The organism is Cryobacterium adonitolivorans (assembly GCF_004402695.1).
GTDB classification, from domain to species: Bacteria; Actinomycetota; Actinomycetes; order Actinomycetales; family Microbacteriaceae; genus Cryobacterium; species Cryobacterium adonitolivorans.
In genome coordinates, this window is record NZ_SOFL01000006.1 from 1 (window position 1) to 20,105 (window position 20,105).

Annotated in this window: 16 protein-coding genes and 1 pseudogene; 9 read left to right on the forward strand and 8 right to left on the reverse strand. The window is 70.6% G+C overall.

Features of this window, described 5'->3' with window-relative positions; translation table 11 throughout:
- Positions 1 to 164: 164 nt before the first annotated feature.
- Both E3O42_RS02215 and E3O42_RS02220 read right to left on the reverse strand, forming a co-directional pair.
- Complete coding sequence (locus E3O42_RS02215; RefSeq protein WP_134452313.1) at positions 165 to 782, reverse strand: hypothetical protein; 618 nt, start codon at positions 780 to 782, stop codon at positions 165 to 167.
- A gap of 56 nt (positions 783 to 838) precedes the next feature.
- Entirely contained in the window at positions 839 to 1,354 is a 516-nt protein-coding gene (locus E3O42_RS02220; RefSeq protein ID WP_134452314.1) for a mycothiol transferase, read from the reverse strand.
- Positions 1,355 to 1,568: 214 nt separating this feature from the next.
- On the opposite strand from E3O42_RS02220, the gene hutH reads away from it, so the two are divergent.
- From hutH to hutI, 5 genes are all read left to right on the forward strand, one after another.
- Positions 1,569 to 3,161, forward strand: a complete 1,593-nt coding sequence (gene hutH / locus E3O42_RS02225; RefSeq protein WP_134452315.1) for a histidine ammonia-lyase — start codon at positions 1,569 to 1,571, stop codon at positions 3,159 to 3,161.
- 65 nt (positions 3,162 to 3,226) lie between these two features.
- Complete coding sequence (gene hutU / locus E3O42_RS02230) at positions 3,227 to 4,996, forward strand: urocanate hydratase (RefSeq protein ID WP_134452316.1); 1,770 nt, start codon at positions 3,227 to 3,229, stop codon at positions 4,994 to 4,996.
- Complete coding sequence (locus E3O42_RS02235; protein WP_134452317.1) at positions 4,989 to 6,197, forward strand: allantoate amidohydrolase; 1,209 nt, start codon at positions 4,989 to 4,991, stop codon at positions 6,195 to 6,197. The genes hutU and E3O42_RS02235 overlap by 8 nt, the downstream gene beginning before the upstream one ends.
- On the forward strand, positions 6,194 to 7,639 hold the full coding sequence (locus E3O42_RS02240) for a formimidoylglutamate deiminase (protein WP_241984576.1): 1,446 nt from the start codon (positions 6,194 to 6,196) through the stop codon (positions 7,637 to 7,639). The genes E3O42_RS02235 and E3O42_RS02240 overlap by 4 nt, the downstream gene beginning before the upstream one ends.
- Before the next feature lie 148 nt (positions 7,640 to 7,787).
- Positions 7,788 to 8,993 (forward strand): imidazolonepropionase, encoded by a 1,206-nt coding sequence (gene hutI, locus E3O42_RS02245; RefSeq protein ID WP_134452318.1) that lies wholly within the window; start codon positions 7,788 to 7,790, stop codon positions 8,991 to 8,993.
- 51 nt (positions 8,994 to 9,044) lie between these two features.
- Here the strand turns inward: hutI and E3O42_RS02250 are convergent, their stop codons facing one another.
- The 6 genes from E3O42_RS02250 to E3O42_RS02275 all read right to left on the reverse strand — a co-directional run bounded on the left by E3O42_RS02250 (position 9,045) and on the right by E3O42_RS02275 (position 15,135).
- A complete protein-coding gene (locus tag E3O42_RS02250; RefSeq protein WP_241984577.1) occupies positions 9,045 to 10,541 on the reverse strand; it encodes a Mur ligase family protein in 1,497 nt (498 codons plus the stop codon).
- A gap of 229 nt (positions 10,542 to 10,770) precedes the next feature.
- A complete protein-coding gene (locus tag E3O42_RS02255) occupies positions 10,771 to 11,616 on the reverse strand; it encodes an ABC transporter permease (protein WP_134452327.1) in 846 nt (281 codons plus the stop codon).
- 34 nt (positions 11,617 to 11,650) lie between these two features.
- Positions 11,651 to 12,694: an ABC transporter ATP-binding protein gene (locus tag E3O42_RS02260; RefSeq protein WP_134452319.1), complete on the reverse strand. Its 1,044-nt coding sequence runs from the start codon at positions 12,692 to 12,694 to the stop codon at positions 11,651 to 11,653.
- A complete protein-coding gene (locus E3O42_RS02265; protein ID WP_174844210.1) occupies positions 12,691 to 13,752 on the reverse strand; it encodes a LolA family protein in 1,062 nt (353 codons plus the stop codon). Before E3O42_RS02265 ends, E3O42_RS02260 begins: the two co-directional genes overlap by 4 nt.
- Positions 13,753 to 13,835: 83 nt before the next feature.
- Entirely contained in the window at positions 13,836 to 14,222 is a 387-nt protein-coding gene (locus E3O42_RS02270; RefSeq protein ID WP_134452320.1) for an aminoglycoside phosphotransferase family protein, read from the reverse strand.
- 73 nt (positions 14,223 to 14,295) lie between these two features.
- Complete coding sequence (locus E3O42_RS02275; RefSeq protein ID WP_134452321.1) at positions 14,296 to 15,135, reverse strand: DeoR/GlpR family DNA-binding transcription regulator; 840 nt, start codon at positions 15,133 to 15,135, stop codon at positions 14,296 to 14,298.
- Between the two features lie 115 nt (positions 15,136 to 15,250).
- Between E3O42_RS02275 and E3O42_RS02280 the strand changes: the two genes are divergently transcribed.
- The 4 genes and pseudogenes from E3O42_RS02280 to E3O42_RS02295 form a co-directional block, all read left to right on the forward strand.
- A complete protein-coding gene (locus E3O42_RS02280; RefSeq protein ID WP_134452322.1) occupies positions 15,251 to 16,612 on the forward strand; it encodes an MFS transporter in 1,362 nt (453 codons plus the stop codon).
- 67 nt (positions 16,613 to 16,679) lie between these two features.
- The gene (locus E3O42_RS02285) at positions 16,680 to 18,221 is read left to right on the forward strand and encodes a mannitol dehydrogenase family protein (RefSeq protein WP_134452323.1); all 1,542 of its coding nucleotides are present in this window, start codon (positions 16,680 to 16,682) and stop codon (positions 18,219 to 18,221) included.
- Positions 18,218 to 19,654 (forward strand): xylulokinase, encoded by a 1,437-nt coding sequence (locus tag E3O42_RS02290; RefSeq protein ID WP_134452324.1) that lies wholly within the window; start codon positions 18,218 to 18,220, stop codon positions 19,652 to 19,654. Before E3O42_RS02285 ends, E3O42_RS02290 begins: the two co-directional genes overlap by 4 nt.
- A 135-nt stretch (positions 19,655 to 19,789) precedes the next feature.
- A pseudogene (locus tag E3O42_RS02295) lies at positions 19,790 to 19,969 on the forward strand (thiolase C-terminal domain-containing protein); the annotation flags it as partial.
- Between the last annotated feature and the right edge of the window lie 136 nt (positions 19,970 to 20,105).

Here is a 20,105-nt window from a genome sequence, read left to right on the forward strand (position 1 = left end):
ACCGACGGCGAACCTCACGCGGAAACCCCGTACGACCACCCATAACCAACACCTCAATCAATCAGGTGTTGCAACGACCCCCTGAACCCAAGGGGCGCAGAAGTCCGCACCGGGAACAGTTGTCTGTTGGTGCGGGTGCAGTCAGGTTGGATGAGCAGCGCGCGTCAGACGAGGTCGGGATGCCCCGCGGGCAGCGCGTGCCGCTGCCCGGCGGCGAGTAGCTTGCGGTTCTTGCTCTCCCAGTCGCCCAGCGCCTGGCGAATCGATCCCAGCGCCCGGGTCTCGGGGCAGGCGGCGGCCGACTTGCCGCATCCGCAGCGCTGCGGGTCGGCGGGCGTCACCCGGTGCAGCTGGTCGATCTGCCAGAGCACGGCCATGGCCACATCCGTTCGGCGCTGGCCGAGCTCGGCCTTGCGCTCGGCGCGCTTGAGCACCTCGGTCTCGAGCAGGCCGCGCAGGCCGGCGTCGGGGCCGCGGTCGAAGCGGCCGGCCACGATGCCCGTGAGGTCGGCGACCTGGGCGGCCAACGCCGCAATCTCGGCGTCCCGCTCGGCGATCGTCGCGTCACGCTCCTGAAGGGTCTCTTGCTGCGCGGCGAACTGCCCCAGCCACAGTCTGATGTGGTCGGCGTCGCGCTGCTCGGCCTTTTCGTGCCCGAGGTGGCGCAGGCAGTGGCCGCACACGACCTGGTCGGTCGCCGAGGTGAAATGGAACGGCTGCAGCGACTGGCAGCAGAAGCACTGCGCCAGCACGTTCACATACAGCGGATACGGGTGGGCCAAGCGCTCTCCCTGCGTCGAGGTGCTGACACCGAGCCTAGCCGGGCGCAGGTCCCGGCTCAGAGCAGGCCGGCCCGCTGCGCCAGCCCGCGCACGTACGCGGCCTGTCCGGCATGCTGCAGGTCGTCGGCGATCACGCTGACCAGCCGCACGGCCAGGGTCACCGGCGGGGTCCAGCGGGTGTCGACGATGCGGCTGAAGTCATCCTCGTGCAGGGTGCCCAGGTAGCCCAGGGTGCGTTCGTGCACCGCGTCGAAATAGCCCTGCAGCAGGTCCGCGCCGGCCCGCACGGCGGCCACCTCGGTGGAGCCCTGGCCGTAGCCGGTCGCGTTCGGCGCGAACGGCAGGTTGAACCGCTTCTGCCAGCCCGCCGACGTCCACAGCTGGGGCTCGCCCATCAGGTCGGCCACGTGGTTGTCCTGCACCCGGGTGAGGTGCCAGACCAGCCACGCGATGGTGTTCGCCTCGCGATCAGCGCGGTACCGCAGCAGCTCGGGGCCGGCGCCGACGAGGGCGGCGTGCACCGCCCCCTGTATGCGGCCGAACGCGTCCGCGATCAGGTCGGTCGTCAGCATCCGGTACCTCCTGTGCGTCGACGATTCGGCCCCACCCTAACCCGCCCCTGTGGTCACACTCCTGTTATTCGGACCAAATCAGCCCGTTTAGGCCCGTCTGGGAAAAACTGCAGGACATCCGCACTGTCGAGGTCCGCTCCGGCTGTCTCGTATTTGAGACACCAACTCGGCGAAGTCCGATGCGGCCGCGCTCGCGCAGGAGTCAGATAGGAGCATGCAGCCCGTCGACACCGTCCTCTCCGCCACCCCAGCCCGTACCAGCACCGCACCGGCCCCCATCACGGTGGGCACCGGCCCGGTCTCCGTGGCGGATGTCGTGGCCGTCGCCCGCCACGACGCCCCGGTGCTGCTCGGCGACGACGCCCGCGCCGCCGTGGCCGCCAGTCGGGCCACGATCGAGGTTCTCGCCACCGATGTGGCGCCGCACTACGGCATCTCCACAGGATTCGGCGCCCTCGCCACCACCTTCATCGACGCCGACAACCGCACCCGGCTGCAGCAGAGCCTGGTGCGCTCACACGCAGCCGGCTCCGGGCCGGAGGTGGAACGGGAGACCGTGCGCGCCCTGATGCTGCTGCGCCTGTCCACCCTGCTCACCGGGCGCACCGGCATCCGCCTGTCGACCGCCGAGGCCTACGCCGGCCTGCTCAACGCCGGCATCACCCCGATCGTGCGGGAATACGGCTCACTCGGCTGTTCGGGCGACTTGGCCCCGCTGGCGCATTGCGCCCTGGCGCTGATGGGCGAGGGCACGGTGCGCGACCACACCGGTGCCGAGCTGCCCGCCGGGGACGCCCTCGCCGCCGCCGGACTCACCCCGGTGCTCCTGGCCGAGAAGGAAGGCCTGGCCCTCATCAACGGCACGGACGGCATGCTCGGCCAGCTCAGCCTGGCCCTGCATGACCTGCACACCCTGCTGACCACGGCCGACGTGGCCGCGGCGATGAGCATCGAGGCCCTGCTCGGCACGGATGCCGTCTTCGCCGCCGACCTCGCCAGCCTCCGCCCCCAGCTGGGCCAGCAGGCCTCCGCCGCCAACCTGCGCCACCTGCTCGCCGACTCCCCTCTCGTCGCCAGCCACAAGACTCCAGAGTGCACCCGGGTTCAGGACGCCTACTCGCTCCGCTGCGCCCCGCAGGTGCACGGCGCCGCCCGCGACACCATCGACCATGCCGGCCGCATCGCCGACCGCGAACTGGCCTCCGCGATCGACAACCCCGTCGTCACTCTCGACGGCCGCGTCGAGTCCAACGGCAACTTCCACGGCGCCCCGGTCGCCTACGTGCTCGACTTCCTCGCCATCGCGGTCGCGGATGTGGCGAGCATGTCCGAGCGCCGCACCGACCGCATGCTCGACCCGGCCCGCAACAACGGTCTGCCGGCCTTCCTCGCGCACGACGTGGGGGTGGACTCCGGCCTGATGATCGCGCAGTACACCGCCGCGGGCATCGTCACCGAACTCAAGCGGCTCGCAGTGCCAGCCTCGGTCGACTCGATCCCGTCGTCGGCCATGCAGGAGGACCACGTCTCGATGGGCTGGCACGCCGCCCGCAAGCTGCGCACCGGCATCGACGGCCTGGCCCGGGTGCTCGGCATCGAGATCATGACCGCCGGCCGCGCCCTCGACCTGCGCGCCCCCCTCCTGCCAGGCCCGGCCACCGGTGCCGTGCTGGCCGAGGTGCGCCGCGAGGTCGCCGGCCCCGGCCCCGACAGGTTCCTTTCCCCCGAAATCGAGGCTGTCGCCTCGTGTGTGCGGAGCGGCGCCCTCCTCGACGCCGCCCAGACCGCCACCGGCACCCTGTATTGACCAGCACGGTACTAACCAGCCCGCTACTGAAAAGCACGCTCAGCTCCCGAGAAAGCAGACCGCACATGACCGACCTGACCGACACGGCCGCAGCAGCCCCGGATGCGCCGCACGCCGACCCGCACGCCCCGCGCGTCGTGCGCGCCGCCCGCGGCAGCACCCTCACGGCCAAGAGCTGGCAGACCGAGGGCCCGCTGCGGATGCTGATGAACAACCTCGACCCCGAGGTCGCCGAGCACCCGGAGAAGCTCGTGGTCTACGGCGGCACCGGCAAGGCCGCCCGCAACTGGGCAGCCTATGACGCCATCGTGCGCACCCTCACCACGCTGGAGAAGGACGAGACCCTGCTCGTGCAGTCCGGCAAGCCGGTGGGCGTGTTCCGCACCCACGAGTGGGCGCCCCGGGTGCTGATCGCCAACTCCAACCTCGTCGGCGACTGGGCAACCTGGCCGGAGTTCCGCAAGCTCGAGGCCCTGGGCCTCACCATGTACGGCCAGATGACCGCCGGATCCTGGATCTACATCGGCACCCAGGGCATCCTGCAGGGCACCTACGAGACCTTCGCCGCCGTGGCCGCGAAGAGGTTCGACGGCACCCTGGCCGGCACCCTCACCCTCACCGGCGGTGCCGGCGGCATGGGTGGCGCCCAGCCGATGGCGGTCACCCTCAACGAGGGCGTCGTGCTCATCGTCGACGTCGACCCGTCCCGACTGGCCCGCCGGGTGGAGCGCGGGTACCTCGATGAGATGACCGACGACATCGACGACGCCATCTCCCGGGTCCTGGCGGCCAAAACCGAACGCCGGCCGCTGTCGGTGGGCCTGGTCGGCAACGCCGCAACGGTCTTCGCCGAATTGTTCGCCCGCCAGGTGCCCATCGACATCGTCACCGACCAGACCTCCGCGCATGACCCGCTGGCCTACCTGCCCGAGGGCGTCTCGGTCGCCGACTGGCACGCCTACGCGGCCGCGAAGCCGGAGGAGTTCACCGACCGGGCCCGCGCCGCGATGGCCAAACAGGTGCAGGCCATGGTCGATTTTCAGGATGCCGGCGCCGAGGTCTTTGACTACGGCAACTCCATCCGCGCCGAGGCGCTGCTCGGCGGCTGCGCCCGCGCGTTCGAGTTCCCCGGCTTCGTCCCCGCCTACATCCGGCCGCTCTTCGCCGAAGGCAAGGGCCCGTTCCGCTGGGCGGCGCTTTCCGGCGACCCGGCTGACATCGCGGCCACCGACAAGGCCATCGTCGAGCTGTTTCCGCACGACGAGCACCTGCGCCGCTGGATCACCGCCGCCGGCGAGAAGGTGCGTTTCGAGGGCCTGCCCGCCCGCATCTGCTGGCTCGGCTACCAGGAACGCCACCTCGCCGGCCTCAAGTTCAATCAGATGGTCGCCTCCGGCGAACTCTCCGCCCCGATCGTGATCGGCCGCGATCACCTCGATTCCGGCTCGGTCGCCTCGCCGTACCGCGAGACCGAGGCCATGAAGGACGGCTCCGACGCGATCGCGGACTGGCCGCTGCTGAACGCCCTGCTGAACACCGCGTCGGGCGCCACCTGGGTCTCGATCCACCACGGCGGCGGGGTCGGCATCGGCCGCAGCATCCACGCCGGCCAGGTGATCGTGGCCGACGGCACCCCGCTGGCCGCCGAGAAGATCGAACGGGTGCTCACCAACGACCCGGGCACCGGTGTCATGCGGCACGTCGACGCCGGCTACGAGCGCGCCGAAGAGGTGGCCCGCGAACGCGGCCTGCGGGTGCCCATGTGGGAGGCTGATGAGGCAGCCCCGGACGATACGACCGCCACGGCTGCCCCCACCGGGTCTTCGGATGCCTGACACCGTCGCGCACGGCCTGCTGGCCGGCCTCGACGAGATCGCCGGCACCGGCCGGGACCTGCGTGCTGGCGGCTACTCCCGGCTCCTCTGGGAGCCGGCTGAGCACGAGCTGCGCGCCTGGTTCAGTGAACGCGCCCAGCGTCTCGGGCTCGACGTCGAAGTGGACCGCAACGGCAACACCTGGGCCTGGTGGGGCAAGTCGGGCCCGAACGCCGTGGTCGTCGGCAGCCACCTCGACTCCGTACCCGGCGGCGGCGCCTACGACGGCCCGCTCGGCGTGGTGTCCGCCCTCGAGGCCGTCGCCCGGTTGCAGGCCGCCGGGTTCGCTCCCACCCGGCCGTGCGCCGTGCTGGTCTTCGCCGAAGAGGAGGGCTCCAGATTCGGGGTGGCCTGCCTGGGTTCCCGGCTGCTCTCCGGCGGCATCGACGCCGACGTGGCCCGCGGCCTCACCGATCGGGCCGGCATCACCCTCGCCGATGCCGCCGCGACGGCCGGGCTCAACCCCGCCCACCTCGGCCGCGACCAGGCCGCCCTCGACCGCATCGGCATATTCCTCGAATTGCATGTGGAGCAGGGTCGGGGTCTGATCGACCTCGGTGAGCCCCTCGCCGTGGCCTCGTCGATCCTCGCGCACGGCCGCTGGCGGCTGAGTTTCTCCGGTCAGGGCAACCATGCCGGCGCCACCCCGATGACCGGCCGCCGTGATCCCATGGTCGCCGCGGCGCACGCCATCGTCGCGGTGCAACAGGCGGCGCTGGCCAGCCCTGGAGCCCGCGCCACAGTTGGCCGCATCGAGGCCGTTCCCGGCGGCACCAACGTGATCCCGTCCTCCGTCACCGCCTGGCTGGACGCCCGCGCGGACACCGACGACCAGGCCCGCGCGGTGGTCGCCGACGTCTCCGCCCAACTGCAGGCCGCGCACTCCGGCTGCACCGGCACCGTCGTCGAGGAGTCCTGGACCGGCACCGTCACCTTCGATCCCGAGCTCGCCGCCCGCCTGGCCCTCGCGCTCGGCGGCGTCCCCGCCCTGGCTACGGGCGCCGGCCACGACGCCGGCGTTCTCGCCGCCCGGGTGCCCACCGCGATGGTCTTCGTGCGCAACCCCACCGGCATCTCACACTCCCCCGAGGAGTTCGCCACCCTGGCCGACTGTCTCGCCGGCGTCGAGGCCCTCGACACCCTGCTGCGGGAGCTGTTGTGACCACGGCCCCGGCGGGCACACCGCTGCAACCTCCGGTCACCTACTGGTGCCAGTCCCTCCTGGTCGACGGCGTCGCCGTCCTCGGTGTGCGCGTCACCGTGGGCGCCGACGGCCGCATCGCCGACCGCGCCGACGCCGTTCCGGCCGAGCCTGGCGATATCCGCCTCGGCACCGTGCTGCCCGGCCTCGCCAACGCCCACTCGCATGCCTTTCACCGGGCCCTCCGCGGCCGTACCCACGACCAGGGCGGCGACTTCTGGCGCTGGCGGGAGTCTATGTACGCCGCGGCGCATATCCTCACCCCTGAGCGCTACCTGCACCTGGCCCGGGCCGTCTTCGCCGAGATGCTGGTCAGCGGCTACACCGCCGTCGGCGAATTCCACTACCTGCACCACCAGCCCGATGGCACGCCGTACCCGCAGGCGCACGCCATGGAGCGTGCGCTGGCGACGGCCGCCCGCGAGGTGGGCATCCGCCTGGTGCTGCTGGACACCAGCTACCTGGCCGGCGGACTCAACACCCCGTTGCGACCCGAGCAGCGCGGCTTCAGCGATGGCTCGGCCACCGGCTGGCTGGCAAGGTGGACGTCCCTGCGCGATTCGCTCGCAGCGGATGCTGCCGCCCGGCCGGCCGAACCGGCGCTGGTCACCCTCGGTGCCGCGCTGCACTCGGTGCGGGCGGTGCCCCGCGATGCCATGAGCGAAATCCTCGCCGGGCTGCCCCCCGAGGTGCCGCTGCACATCCACCTCTCCGAACAGCACCGGGAGAACGCCGACTGCCTGGCCGCCTACCAAACCACGCCGACCGGACTGCTCGATGGCCTCGGCGCGCTCACCCCACGGCTGAGCGTCGTGCACGCCACCCACCTCGGCGACGACGACCTGCGCCTGCTCGGCGCCCACGGCGTCACCGTGGTGATGTGCCCCAGCACCGAGGCCGACCTCGGCGACGGCATCGGCCGGGCCCGCGAACTGGCCGCCGCCGGCTCCCCGATCGCCCTGGGCTCCGACCAAAACGCCGTCATAGACCCGTTCCTGGAGATGCGCGGCCTGGAGATGGGCGAACGCCTGGCCTCAGGCTCCCGCGGCCGGTTCACCGCGGCGGCACTGCTGCAGGCCGCCGGCACCGACGGCTACGCCGCGCTCGGACTCGGCCGGGCCCGCCTGGCACCGGGCGACCCGGCCGACCTCGTCGAGGTCGATGCGCACAGCATCCGCACCGTCGGCGCCCGGACCGACCAGCTGGTGCTCGCCGCCACGGCGGGTGACGTGCGCCGGGTGGTCGTGGCCGGCCGCGTCGTGGCCGACGCCGGCCGGCTCGTGCACACCCCCGCGGCGGCCCTCGCCCCCCCGGGCTCGCCCGCGGTGCTCCTCCGCAACGCGCTCGACACGCTCGACACGCTCGACACCGGCATCTCCCCCGACCCCCCGAGCCCCGCATGACCGCGCCCACCCGGGTCTACTGTTCCCCGTGCGGACAATCGTTGCCGGCACACCGGCCACAATTGTCCGGAACGGGAACAGTCGGGTCTGACCGCGCCCCGCCCATCCCGACTGCACCCACCGTTCTCCCCCACCGGAAGGCCCCACGATGACCGCCGAACTGATGACCGGGATCGCCGAGCTCACCACCCAGGCCGCCGAGTCCAGCCACGACGACGACAGGCTGTTGGATGCCGCGCTCGTGATCGAAAACGGCCGCATCGCCTGGATCGGGCCGGCCGCCGAGGCGCCCGCCGCCGACAGCACCGTGGATGTGAATGGTCGAGCGGTGCTGCCCGGCTGGGTCGACACCCACACCCACCTGGTCTTCGCCGGCGACCGGGCCGCCGAGTTCGAGGCTCGCATGGCCGGGCAGAGATATGCCGCCGGCGGCATAGCCACCACGATGGCCGCCACCCGGGCCGCGAGCGAGGCCGACCTCGTCGCCTCCGCCCGCCGCCTCCGCCGTGAGGCCGAGTCCCAGGGCACCACGTTCCTGGAGACGAAGACCGGCTACGGCCTCGACCTGGCCAGCGAACTCCGCAGCGCCCGGGCGGCGGCCGAGGTCGCCGACGTGGTCACCTTCCTCGGAGCCCACCTGGTGCCACCGGGCATCGACCGGCGCGACTACCTCGACCTGGTGACCGGCCCGATGCTTCAGGCCGTGGCCCCACACGTCGACTTCATCGACGCCTTCTGCGAGACCGGGGCGTTCGATGTAGACGAATGCCGGGAGGTGCTGCTCGCCGGCCGGGCCGCCGGGCTCGGCCTGCGCCTGCACGGCAACCAGCTCGGCGCCGGCGGCGGTGTGCGCCTCGCTGTGGAGCTGGGCTGTGCCAGCGTCGACCACTGCAACCACCTCGCCGACGCCGACATCGACGCCCTCGCCGGCTCCGGCACCGTGGCCACCCTGCTGCCGGCCTGCGACCTGTCCACCCGGGAGCCGTTCCCGCCCGCCCGCCGGCTGCTCGACGCCGGTGCGCACATCGCGCTGGCCAGCAACTGCAACCCCGGAACCTCGTACACCACGTCGATGCCGTTCTGCGTGGCAACGGCAGTCCTGCAAATGGGCCTGACCGTGCGCGAGGCGGTCTGGGCGGCCACCCGCGGCGCGGCGCGGGCGGTCGGCCGTGAACACGGGCCGGATGCCGTGGGTTCACTGCGGGTCGGCGGCCGCGCCGACCTGCAGGTGCTCGACGCCCCGTCGGTGGCTCATCTGGCCTACCGGCCGGGCGTGCCGCTGTGCGTCGCCACCTGGACCGAGGGCGTGCGCGCCCTCCCTCACCTCCACGCGAGCCGTGACCTAAGCACCTAAAACCTCGAGATTTGGGTGCTTAAGTCACAGCTCGCGGGAGGGAAGGTGGGACTAAGACGTACTGGGCACCGGCCAGCCGTGCCTGGCGAGGGCTTCCCGTGCCAGGGCGCGCGCCGAATACGGCGTGCGCACGCCCCGGATGTCTCGGTAGTCCTGGTGGCCGGGTCCGGCCCAGAGGATGGCGTCGCCCTCCCTGGCCAGGTCGACCGCGTAGTCGATCGCGGCCTCCGGCGGGGAGACCTCCACGATCTGCTTGCTGGGGAAGGCCTCCCTGGCGGCGTCAACGAGCATCCGTCGGATGCTGGCCGGGTCTTCGAAGCGGGGGTGATGGTCGGTGATGACCACGATGTCGGAGCCGGCGGCCGCGACGCGCGCCATTTCGGGGCGCTTGACCGGGTCCCGGTCGCCGTCGGCGCCGAAGAGCATGATGACGCGGCCGGGCGTGACGGCCTTGACCGCCCGCAGGGTCTTCTCGAATGCGTCGGAGCTGTGGCCGAAGTCCACGTACACGCGCGGCCCGGTCGGGCCGGACACGCTCTCGGTGCGCCCGGGGATGTACACCTCGATGCCGTCCTGCAGCGCGGCCTGGATCCGGGCGGCGGGATAGCCGGCCTCGACGATCATCGCCACGGCAAGCCCGGCGTCGGCCACCAGATGGTCGCCCAGCAGCGCGACCGTCGTTTCGACGGACTCGCCTGCCCGGTTCTGCACCCGGAAGCGGGTCGCCTCCGGCAACGCCTCGAGGATCTCCAGGCGCCAGTCCGGGTCTGTCGCGGCATCCGCCGAGATCGACGACACTGGGATCTTTGGCTCGGACAGCAGCTTGAGGCCCCAGGGGGTCTCCATGCTCACGACACCGGTGCGGGAGCGGTCCGGCCGGAACAGGAGCTCTTTGGCGTCGAAGTAGTTCTCCATGGTGCCGTAGTCGTCGAGGTGGTCGATCGAGAGGTTGGTGAAGCCGGCGACGTCGAAGACGATGCCGTCGACCCTGCCATGGGTGAGGCCCTGGGCGCTCACCTCGAGCACCACGGCCTCGACGTGCTGCTCCTTCATGCGGGCCAGCAGCGCGTGCACATCGGTGGCCTCCGGCGTGGTGAGCCGCGAGACGAAGACCTCGCCGGCGATATGGCGTTCGGCCGTCGTGGACAGGCCGGTGACCAGGCCCATCTGGCGCAGCACGGCTTCGAGCACGTAGGCGGTCGTGGTCTTGCCGTTGGTTCCGGTGATGCCGAAGATCGTGGGGGCGCTGTCGGCGGTGCCGTAGATGAAGGCGCTGAGCTCGCCCAGCCGACCGCGCAGGTCGTCGCTCACCAGAACGGGAACGCCGGCGGCACGGGCCTCTGCCTCACCGTCAGCGTCGGTGAGCACGGCCACCGCACCGGCCTGCACCGCGCCGTCGGTGTAGGCGGCGCCGTGGCCGTTCTTGCCCGGCAGGGCCACGAACAGGTCACCCGGCTGCACCGACTGGGTGGAGAGGGCGATGCCCGTCACGATGGTGCCCGCGTCGGCCGGAGCGCACGACGTGTCGGCCCGACCGGCGACATCCACCAGGCGAACCCGCGGCGGGCTGCTCGGTCTTACGACGGGTGGGGTACTTTCGATTGCCAAAACAGATGCCTCCGGATTCACCCCCCAAGTGAGGGCAGAATATTACCGTAGGCTCCCGTTCTGCAAGGAACCTCCGATACGGGCCCGTTCTGGCACTCTCATACCAACTGCATAGAAAGCGGCTCGGTGAGACCGGCGGCGGGCAGTGCTGAGCGACCCGCAGGGGGCTTCAGCTCAGAATGTCCTTGGTGACGAATCGGCCGTAGGCGAGCGCCCCGAAAACCAGCAGATAGCCGCCCTGCAGCAGGGCGTTGGTGCCGAAGGAGGTGAAGTCGATCGGTTGCCGCAGCAGGTCGGCGAAGTCGAGCCAGTAGTGGCTGAACAGCCACGGATGCAGCCAGTCCAATTGCGGCAGCGAGTCGAGCACCTGCGCCACCACCGAGAGCACGATGGTGGCGGCCATCGCCCCGACGGGCACCACGGTGAGGGTGGAGAAGAACAGTCCGATGGCGGAGAGGCCGAGGAGCGAGACGGTCACGTACCCGGCGATGAGCACGGCGCGCAGGAATGATTCGGCCAGGCTGATGGTGTCACCGGAGAGCAGGGTCAGCGGACCCACCGGGAAGAGCGCCAGCCCGGCGAGCACCCCGGCGGTGACGACGGTGAACGTGGCCGCGAGGCAGAACACTGCGGCGCCGATGTACTTCACCACGAGCAGCCAGACCCGTCCGGCCGGGGCCGCGAGCAGGTAGCGCAGGGTGCCCAGTCCGGCCTCGCCGGCGATGGTGTCCCCCGCGACGACGCCCACAGTGAGCGGCAGGAACAGGGGGATCGACACGATGAGGCCGGTCACGGCAACGAACAGGCCGTTCTGGGTGACCTGGTCGAGGAACGGCGGGCCACGGCCGGTGGTCGGAGCCTGTGAGGAGAGCCGCACGGCGACGGCGATGAGCACCGGCACAGCGGCGAGCGCGAGAAGCAGCGCCCAGGTGCGACGGCGACGGAAGAGCACGGTGAGTTCGGAGACCAGCAGCGCCCAGGCTCCGCCGGGCCGGGCCGTCTCGGCCGGCGCCATCGCGACGGATGCGGACACGCTGTCGGAAAACGTCTTATCGGACAACGTCGAACCCCTCTCCGGTGAGTGCCACGAAGCGGTCCTCGAGGCTGGTGTCCTGCACGTGAAACCCGCGCACCCGCACCCCGCCGGCGACGAGGGCGTCGACGATGTCCTCCTCCGCGAGTTGCCCACCTGCGGACGAGCTGCCCTGCTCTGCAGGGGCAGCTCGTCCGCGGCGGGGCAACTCGATGGGGGCGCTCACCCAGTGGTCGGCGTCCGAGGACCTGTCGGCGCCACGGCCGTCCGGTGCGGGCTCCAGCTCGGCCACCAGGCCGGCGCCGGCCAGCACGCGGATGGCGGCCGCGGCATCCGGGGTACGCACCCGCACCCTGGCTTCACCGGCGCGCAGCTCGTCGAGAGTGCCCTGGGCCACCAGACGCCCGGCGCTCATGATGGCCGCGTGCGTGCACATGTGCTCCACCTCGGCGAGCAGGTGGCTGGAGACGAAGACCGTGGTGCCCTCGCCGGCCAGAGACCGCACCAGGGCGCGCACCTCGCGGGTGCCCTGCGGGTCGAGCCCGTTGGTCGGTTCGTCCAACACGAGCAGGCGGCGCGGCATCAGCAGGGCGTTCGCGATGCCCAGGCGCTGCTTCATGCCCAGCGAATACGCCGACACCTTCTTGCCCGCCGCGTTCGACAGGCCCACCCGCTCAAGAGCGCGGTCCACCCGTGCTCTTCGGTTGCGGGTGGGCGCGGCGCGGTCGGCGGAGTCGAGGCGCCGCAGGTTGGCGGCACCGGAGAGGAACGGGTAGAACGCGGGGCCCTCCACCAGGGCGCCCACCTGTGGCAGCACCCGGGCAAGCCGGCCCGGCATCGACTCGCCGAGCACACTCACCTCGCCGCTGGTGGCTGCGGCGAGACCGAGCATCACCCGGATGCTGGTGGTCTTGCCCGACCCGTTCGGGCCGAGAAAGCCGAACACCGAGCCCAGCGGCACGGCAAGGTCGATGGCGTCGACGGCGATCTGGTGGCCGAACCGCTTGGTGAGAGCCCGGGTCTCGATGGCCAGCTCGCCGGCCCGGGTCGCCGGTGTCACTCCTGGGCTGCGGCGGCCTGCAGCCGCTGAACGGGAACGGAACCGGCAAAGACCCGGCCGTCGTCGGCGATCAGCACCGAGACGAGTGTGGTGCTCAGGGCCCGGCCGCCGTCAACGGCGTCGGTGAGCTGGCTGTACAAGGGTGAGGCGGTGAGTTCAGCCAGGGCCGCAGCATCCTCGCCGGCCGGGATAACCACGACGGCGTCCCAGCCGGCGCCGGTGACGGTGACGCCGCTAGCCTCTCCCTCGGGGTGGCCGGCGTCGTCCTTGGTGGGCAGGGTCTCCTCGGTGACGGTGGCGCCGGCCGGCGGGGTGAAGGCAAAGAGGTCGGCGGGCGGGGCGTCGAGGCTGAGCGTGGTGAAGGCCACGCTGATCGCGGGCTCGTCGGCGTTCCGCGCGTCAACCTGCACCCGCAGCGGCAGCCCGGTTTCGGAGTCGACCGCGATCGACACCGATCCCACCAGGGTGTCGTCGGTGTTCGGGGTCAGCACGAGCTCGTACGCGGTGCGGCCCGCCACCTGGGTGTTCTCGGCCAGGGTCACCTCGGTGCTCGGCGACACGTCGGCGAGGAACTTCTCGGCCAGGTCGCTCGGCGTGTAGGTCTCTCCGGGCTTCTCGGCGGACTGCTCGCCGGCCGCGGGCAGGGTGGTGTGTGCGGCGGTGTTGTCGGCGGAGTCGTAGAGCCAGAGGTCGGAGCCGTTCTGGATCAGATTGCGTTCAGACATGGTGTCCTGCACCTGCACCCGGCTCTGGTCGGCGCCGTTCTGATAGACCCGCACGGTATGGCTGCCGGTGAGCAGGTCGAGGGCGTCGGAGAACTCGGCGGCGGCGGCATCCCCGGTGCTGGGGATCTCGGGCAGTCCGAGGTCGGAGGTCTGCTCGAGCGTGCCGGAAAAGGTGTCCACGGTGCTGCCGGCGGCGAGTTCGAGCACGTCCTGCGGGGACTTGTCCGGCAGGTCGACGGTTGCACCGGCCTGCAGCGGAACCGCGAGGACCCCCACTGCGATGACGGCGGGAACCGCGACAGCGGGCATCCACTTCAGCCAGATTCGGGACATGACAAGCAACCTCCAGTGTCGCACTGCGTATCTCCGACACTACGCTTCGATGCTGGATGTTCCACTCGATTTGCGGCGAGCACTCAGGCTCCGATCAATCGCTCCGCCACCCGCCTGGCGGTGCGGGCGTGCCAGGTCGGTGAAGTGTCGACCCGCGCCCAGGTGAGGGACATGCCGCACCAGGCGATGGTCCACTCCGCGAGCACTTCCGGGGCGAGCCGCGCCAGCCGGCCGATGGTCTCCAGGCGCGCCATGAGGTTGCCGAGCGCGCCGGCCTCGGTGGGGTTGCAGTGGATGTTGGCGAAGCCGAACGTGCGGTGGCCGAGCAGGGCCTTCGGGTCGATCGCCGCCCATCGGTCGCCGAAGTCGAGCACGTTGCCGTGGTGGATGTCGCCGTGCAGCACCACCACATCCGCCGCCGTCGTCGTGGCCAGCAGCCGCTTGGCCGGGTCGGCGACACGCTGCAACACCGGATCGAACGGGCCCGAGCCACCGGGCGGCGACGAGCTCGATCAGCGGCGGGGGGTCGACTGGAGGGTCGGGTCAGGGTTCGGGGGTGGGCACGTACTGCACGGCAACGTCGAGCCGGTCGAGCTGAGCGCGGTGTTCGGCCGGGAGGTCGGCGCTCACCAGGATGTCGTCGAACACCTCGAGGTCCACAACGTGGTGCAGGCCCTTCGCGCCGAACTTCGACCCGTCCACCAACAGCACCTTGCGGTCGGCCATCTCGATCAGCGCCTGCTTCGTGCGGGCCGCCTCGGCGTCGGGGTGGAACAGGGCGTCGTTCTTCACCGAGGTGGTGGAAATGAAGACGACATCGGCCGAAATGCGCTTGATCTGTTCGATCACGACGGTGCCGAGGAACGAGTCGGTTTCCGGGAAGTACTGGCCGCCGAGTCCGAGCAGCTTGATCTCGGGATGCGCCTGGGTGAGGTCGTGCATCAGCGCGAGCGAGTGGGTGATCACGGTCGACGGCGCCCGGGCGGCCAGAACCGGCAGCATGGCGGCCGCAGTGGTGGAGTCGTCGATGGCCACCATGTCGCCGGCTCGGATCAGTGCGGCCGCGGCACGCGCCAGGGCCAATTTCTCGTTGACCTTCGTGGCCCGCCGCAGCCGCACGTCCCGCTCAATGAAGGCGTGCGGCAGGGCACGAGCGCCGCCGCGGATGCGCTCGATCAGACCCTCGCGGGAGAGCACGTCGAGGTCGCGGTGGATGGTCATGGCGCTCACCGCGAACGCCTCCGCGAGCTCCTCTGCCCTGGCGACGGAGTGGGTCTCGATGTACCGCACGAGTTCACCGCGGCGCGCCGCTGCGGTCAGGCCGTCGCGGGGAGCAGGCGCCACATCGCGCTCGTCGGACATCTCACTTTCCATGTTCACCATGATAGATCCAATCCGATTCTTTTGTCAGATTTATCACAAGAAATGGTAATTCTGGTAAATGCTGTGTTAGTTTTACCGAATTGATTTCTGATGGCCCATCGTAAGGACGCGAATAATGGCATCACTGGCAACGCTGACCCAGCCCACCGGATCGAAGAGGACCGCCCGCGAGGGCATCCTCGATCGGCTCGGATTACCCCGCCCGCTGATCTGGGGGTTCGTCGGACTGGCGCTCTTCATGATCGGCGACGGGGTCGAGACGAACATCCTCTCCCCCTTCCTCACCGGCGAACACGGCTTCTCCATCCCCCTGGTCGGCCTGCTCGTTACCGTCTATGGCGTCGCCGTGGCTATCGCGGCCTTCTTCTCCGCCGCCCTCTCCGACCTCTGGGGGCCGCGGCGGGTGATGATGATCGGCGCGGGCATCTGGATCTTCTTCGAGCTCGCGTTCCTTATCCTGGCGCTCAACTCCAGCAACGTGGTGCTGATCTTCATCACCTACGGCCTGCGGGGCTTCGGCTACCCGTTCTTCGCCTACGGCTTCCTGGTCTGGATCACCGCCACCGCCAACCCCAAGCGCCTCGCCAGCTCCATCGGCTGGTTCTACGTGGCCTTCACCGCCGGCCTGCCCACCCTCGGCGCCCTGGTCGCCACCAGCACCCTGGACATCTTTCACCTGTCGATGTTCCAGACCCTGTGGGTTTCACTTGGCCTGGCGGCGCTGGGCGCAGCCGTCGCTCTGATCGGCGTGAAGGAGAAAATCGGCCGCGCTCCCCTGGTGACCAATTCCGACGAGGTCTTCACCGTCCTCACCTATGGCCTCAAACTGCTTGCCACCAAGCCCAAGGTGCTGATGGTCATGCTCACCCGCATGATCAACTCCATTCCCACCTACGGCATGGCGATCTTCTTCCCCGCCCTCTTCGTCGACAGGTTCCACTGGAGCATCGGCCAGTTCCTCATTCTCACCACGGTCATTTACGCGGTGAACATCCCGTTCAACCTGTTCTTCGGCTGGCTCGGGGACCGGAACGGCTGGAGCCGCACCGTGACCTGGTACGGCGCCGTGCTCTGCGCGATCTCGATGCTTGGTCTCTACGTCGTGCCCGACTTCGCGATCAGCCAGGGCTGGCCGTTCGCCTACGCCCTCACCCTGCTCGTCGGCGCCGTGTTCGGCATCGGACTGGCCGGCTTCGTGCCGCTGTCGGCCATCGCCGTGTCCCTCGCTCCCCAGCAGCCGGGCGCCGCGATGAGCTCGTACAACCTCGGCATCGGCGCCGCCGTCTTCGCCGGCCCGCTGCTCGTGGCCGTGCTCTACAGCAGCCTCGGCGCCTTCGGCCTCGTCGTGCTGTTCTCCGCCCTGTACCTCGTCGCAGCCGGAATGTCCGCCGTGCTCCGCGGCACCCAACCCGGCTTCGACGGTGTGCCGCCGACCGGCGCCATCCGGGAACCGGAGGTGGACCTCGCCACCCGCTAGCGCCTACGCATCCACCCCACCGCTTACTGCGACAGCAACTTTTGCGACACCGAGCAAGGACAAGACAATGACCGACTCACGCACAACCATCGCCCTGCGCCCCCAGAACCTGACCGCCCTCTCCGCCACGGTCACCGTGCCGGCCTACGACCGCACCGGACTCACCGCCGGCATCATGCACTTCGGCGTCGGCGGCTTCCACCGGGCCCACCAGGCGCTCATGATCGACGACCTGCTCAACCAGGGGCTCGCCCGCGAATGGGCCATCTGTGGCGTCGGCGTCCTCCCCACCGACGCCCACATGCGGGACGTCATGCATGCCCAGGACGGCCTCTACACACTGGTCGAGAAGCACGCCGACGGCCACCTCGAGGGGCGGGTGATCGGCTCCATCATCGACTACATGTTCGCGCCAGACGACGTCGAGGCCGTTATTGAACGGATGGCCAGCCCCGCCGTGCGCATCGTCTCCCTCACCGTCACCGAGGGCGGCTACAACATCCACCCCGTCACCGGCGCGTTCGACCTGGCCAACCCCGACGTCGCCGCCGACCTGCTTCCGGGCAGCGTGCCGGCCACCGCGTTCGGCATCACCGTGGAGGCCCTGCGCCGCCGCCGGGACCGCGGCATCACCCCGTTCACGGTGATGTCCTGCGACAACCTGCAGAACAACGGCGAGGTCGCCCATCGCACCTTCGTCGCGTTCGCCAACGCCAAGGACCCGAAGCTGGCCGCCTGGATCGACACCGAGGTGGCGTTCCCGAACTGCATGGTCGACCGGATCACCCCCGGCACCACCGACGCCGACCGCGCCCTCGTCGCCGACACTTTCGGGGTCACGGACGAATGGCCCGTGGTCTGCGAGCCGTTCTTCCAGTGGGTGCTGCAGGACACCTTCACCGACGGACGCCCGCCGTTGGAGGAGAGCCGCACCCAGCTCGTCGCCGACGTGGAACCCTACGAACTGATGAAGCTGCGCCTGCTCAACGCCAGCCACCAGGGCCTGTGCTATTTCGCGCACTTGATGGGCTACCGGCTGGTGCACGAGGCCGCCGGCGACCCGCTGATTGCGGAGTTCCTGCTGGCCTACATGAACCGCGAGGGCACCCCCACGCTCAAGCCGGTACCCGGGATCGACCTTGAGGCCTACAAGGCCGAGCTGATCGAACGGTTCTCCAACCCGAGCGTGCGCGACACCGTGGCCCGGCTTTGCAACGAGTCGTCAGACCGCATCCCGAAGTGGCTGCTGCCGGTCGTCAACGACCAGCTGGCCACCGGCGGCCACGTCGAACTGTCCGCCGCGATCGTGGCCAGCTGGGCACGGTACGCCGAGGGCGTCGACGAGCAGGGCGAACCGATCGAGGTCTGCGATCGCATCACCGAGCGGGTGATGGCGAACGCGGCCGGCTACCCTGCCGACAAGCATTCCTTCCTGCGCGACCGCGACCTGTTCGGCAGCCTCATCGACAATGAGATCTTCGTGAGCGAGTACGACCGGGCGATGGACCTGCTGCACGGCGTGGGCGCCCGGCGCACGCTGGAAATCCTGCTCGGCCACGACACCGACGCCTACGCCGCACCGGTCGCCGAGAATCTCGGCACCCGATGACGCTCGTTGCGGGTGTGGATTCCTCCACCCAGTCCTGCAAGATCGTCATCCGCGACGCCAAGACCGGCGCCCTCGTGCGCACCGGCCGCGCCTCGCATCCCGACGGCACCTCGATCCATCCGGATCGGTGGTGGCACGCCCTGCAGGTGGCGATCACCGACGCCGGCGGTTTGGCCGATGTGTCCGCTCTGGCCGTCGGCGGACAGCAGCACGGCATGGTGGCGCTGGATTCCACCGGAGCCGTGGTGCGGGACGCCCTGCTCTGGAACGACACCCGGTCGGCCCAGGCCGCCCTCGACCTGATCAACGAACTCGGCGACGGCGACTCCGTGGCCGGGGCGGCGGCCTGGGCGAGCATCATCGGCTCCGTTCCGGTTGCGTCGCTCACCGTTACCAAGCTGCGCTGGCTGCGCGATGCCGAGCCCGTGAACGCGGGGCGGGTGGCCGCGGTGGCCCTGCCGCACGACTGGCTCACCTGGCGGCTGGCCGGAAACGGCGCCGGGTCGGGGGCAGCGGGGCTGGCCAGCCTCACCACCGACCGATCGGATGCCTCCGGCACCGGCTATTGGTCACCGCTGAGCGAGGACTACCGGCGCGACCTCCTGAAACTCGGGCTCGGCCACGACGCGCTGCTGCCGACGGTGATCGAGCCCGGCGCCATCGCCGGCCAGACCCCTGGCGGCATCGTGCTTGGTGCCGGCGCCGGCGACAACGCCGCGGCGGCGCTGGGCCTCGGCCTGTCCGAGGGCGACGTGGCGATCTCGATCGGCACCTCCGGCGTGGTCTCGGCGATCTCCGCCACCCCCACCACGGATGCCAGCGGCCTGGTCACCGGGTTTGCCGACGCCACCGGCGCCTTCCTGCCGCTGGCCTGCACCCTGAACGCCGCCCAGGTGCTAGACGCCGCCGCCCGCATGCTCGGCGTCGATCACGCCGGGCTCAGCAGTCTGGCCCTCTCGGCGCCGGCCGGGTCGGACGGCCTCGTGCTGATCCCGTATCTCGAGGGCGAGCGCACCCCGAACCGGCCTAATTCCACCGGCGCCGTGCACGGGCTGCGGAGCGTGAACACCACCCCGGCGCACTTCGCCCGCGCCGCGGTGGAGGGCATGCTCTGTGCCATGGCGGACTGCCTCGACGCGCTGCGCGACCAGGGCGTACCCGTACACCGGGTGTTCCTGATCGGCGGCGGCGCCCAGTCCGAGGCCGTGCGCCGCATCGCGCCAGCCGTGCTCGGCCTCGACGTCACGGTGCCCAGCCAGGGCGAGTACGTCGCCGACGGCGCTGCCCGGCAGGCCGCCTGGGCGCTGCTTGGCGGCGACCGGCCGCCGGCCTGGGCGCTCTCCGACGGCGACACCTACCGCGCCACTGCCACCCCGCAGGTGCGCGCCCAATACGCCGCGGTCCGCGACCTCACCGCGGTGCGTCCCGCCTGACCCGGATCCGCGAATGCGGCCCAGCGGCTGCCTCCACTCCCGGAGGTGGCCGTTGGGCCGCTTTCGCGTGGAGCTGGGTGTACCGGGCGTCAGGTCCGTGGTCACTACGCTGGGCGAACGGCTGGCGCTGGCCCTGGGCACGCGCGCCAAGGGCATCCGGTGGGTGCCACCGGGGTGTCGCAGCACGTGGTCTCGGCCATGCAGCTCACCGGCACCGCCGGCGATATGCAGCTGCCCGGCGCCCGCCGTGCCCTGGTGCAGAACATGGGCGGGGTGGGTGTGGCCAACTACGTCAGCGTTCTCGAGGCTGTCTAGCCGCACTCAGTCGCTGATTGTTCCCCATGCGGACTTCTGCGCCCCTTGGGTTCAGGGGGTCGTTGCAACACCTGATTGATTGAGGTGTTGGTTATGGGTGGTCGTACGGGGTTTCCGCGTGAGGTTCGCCGTCGGT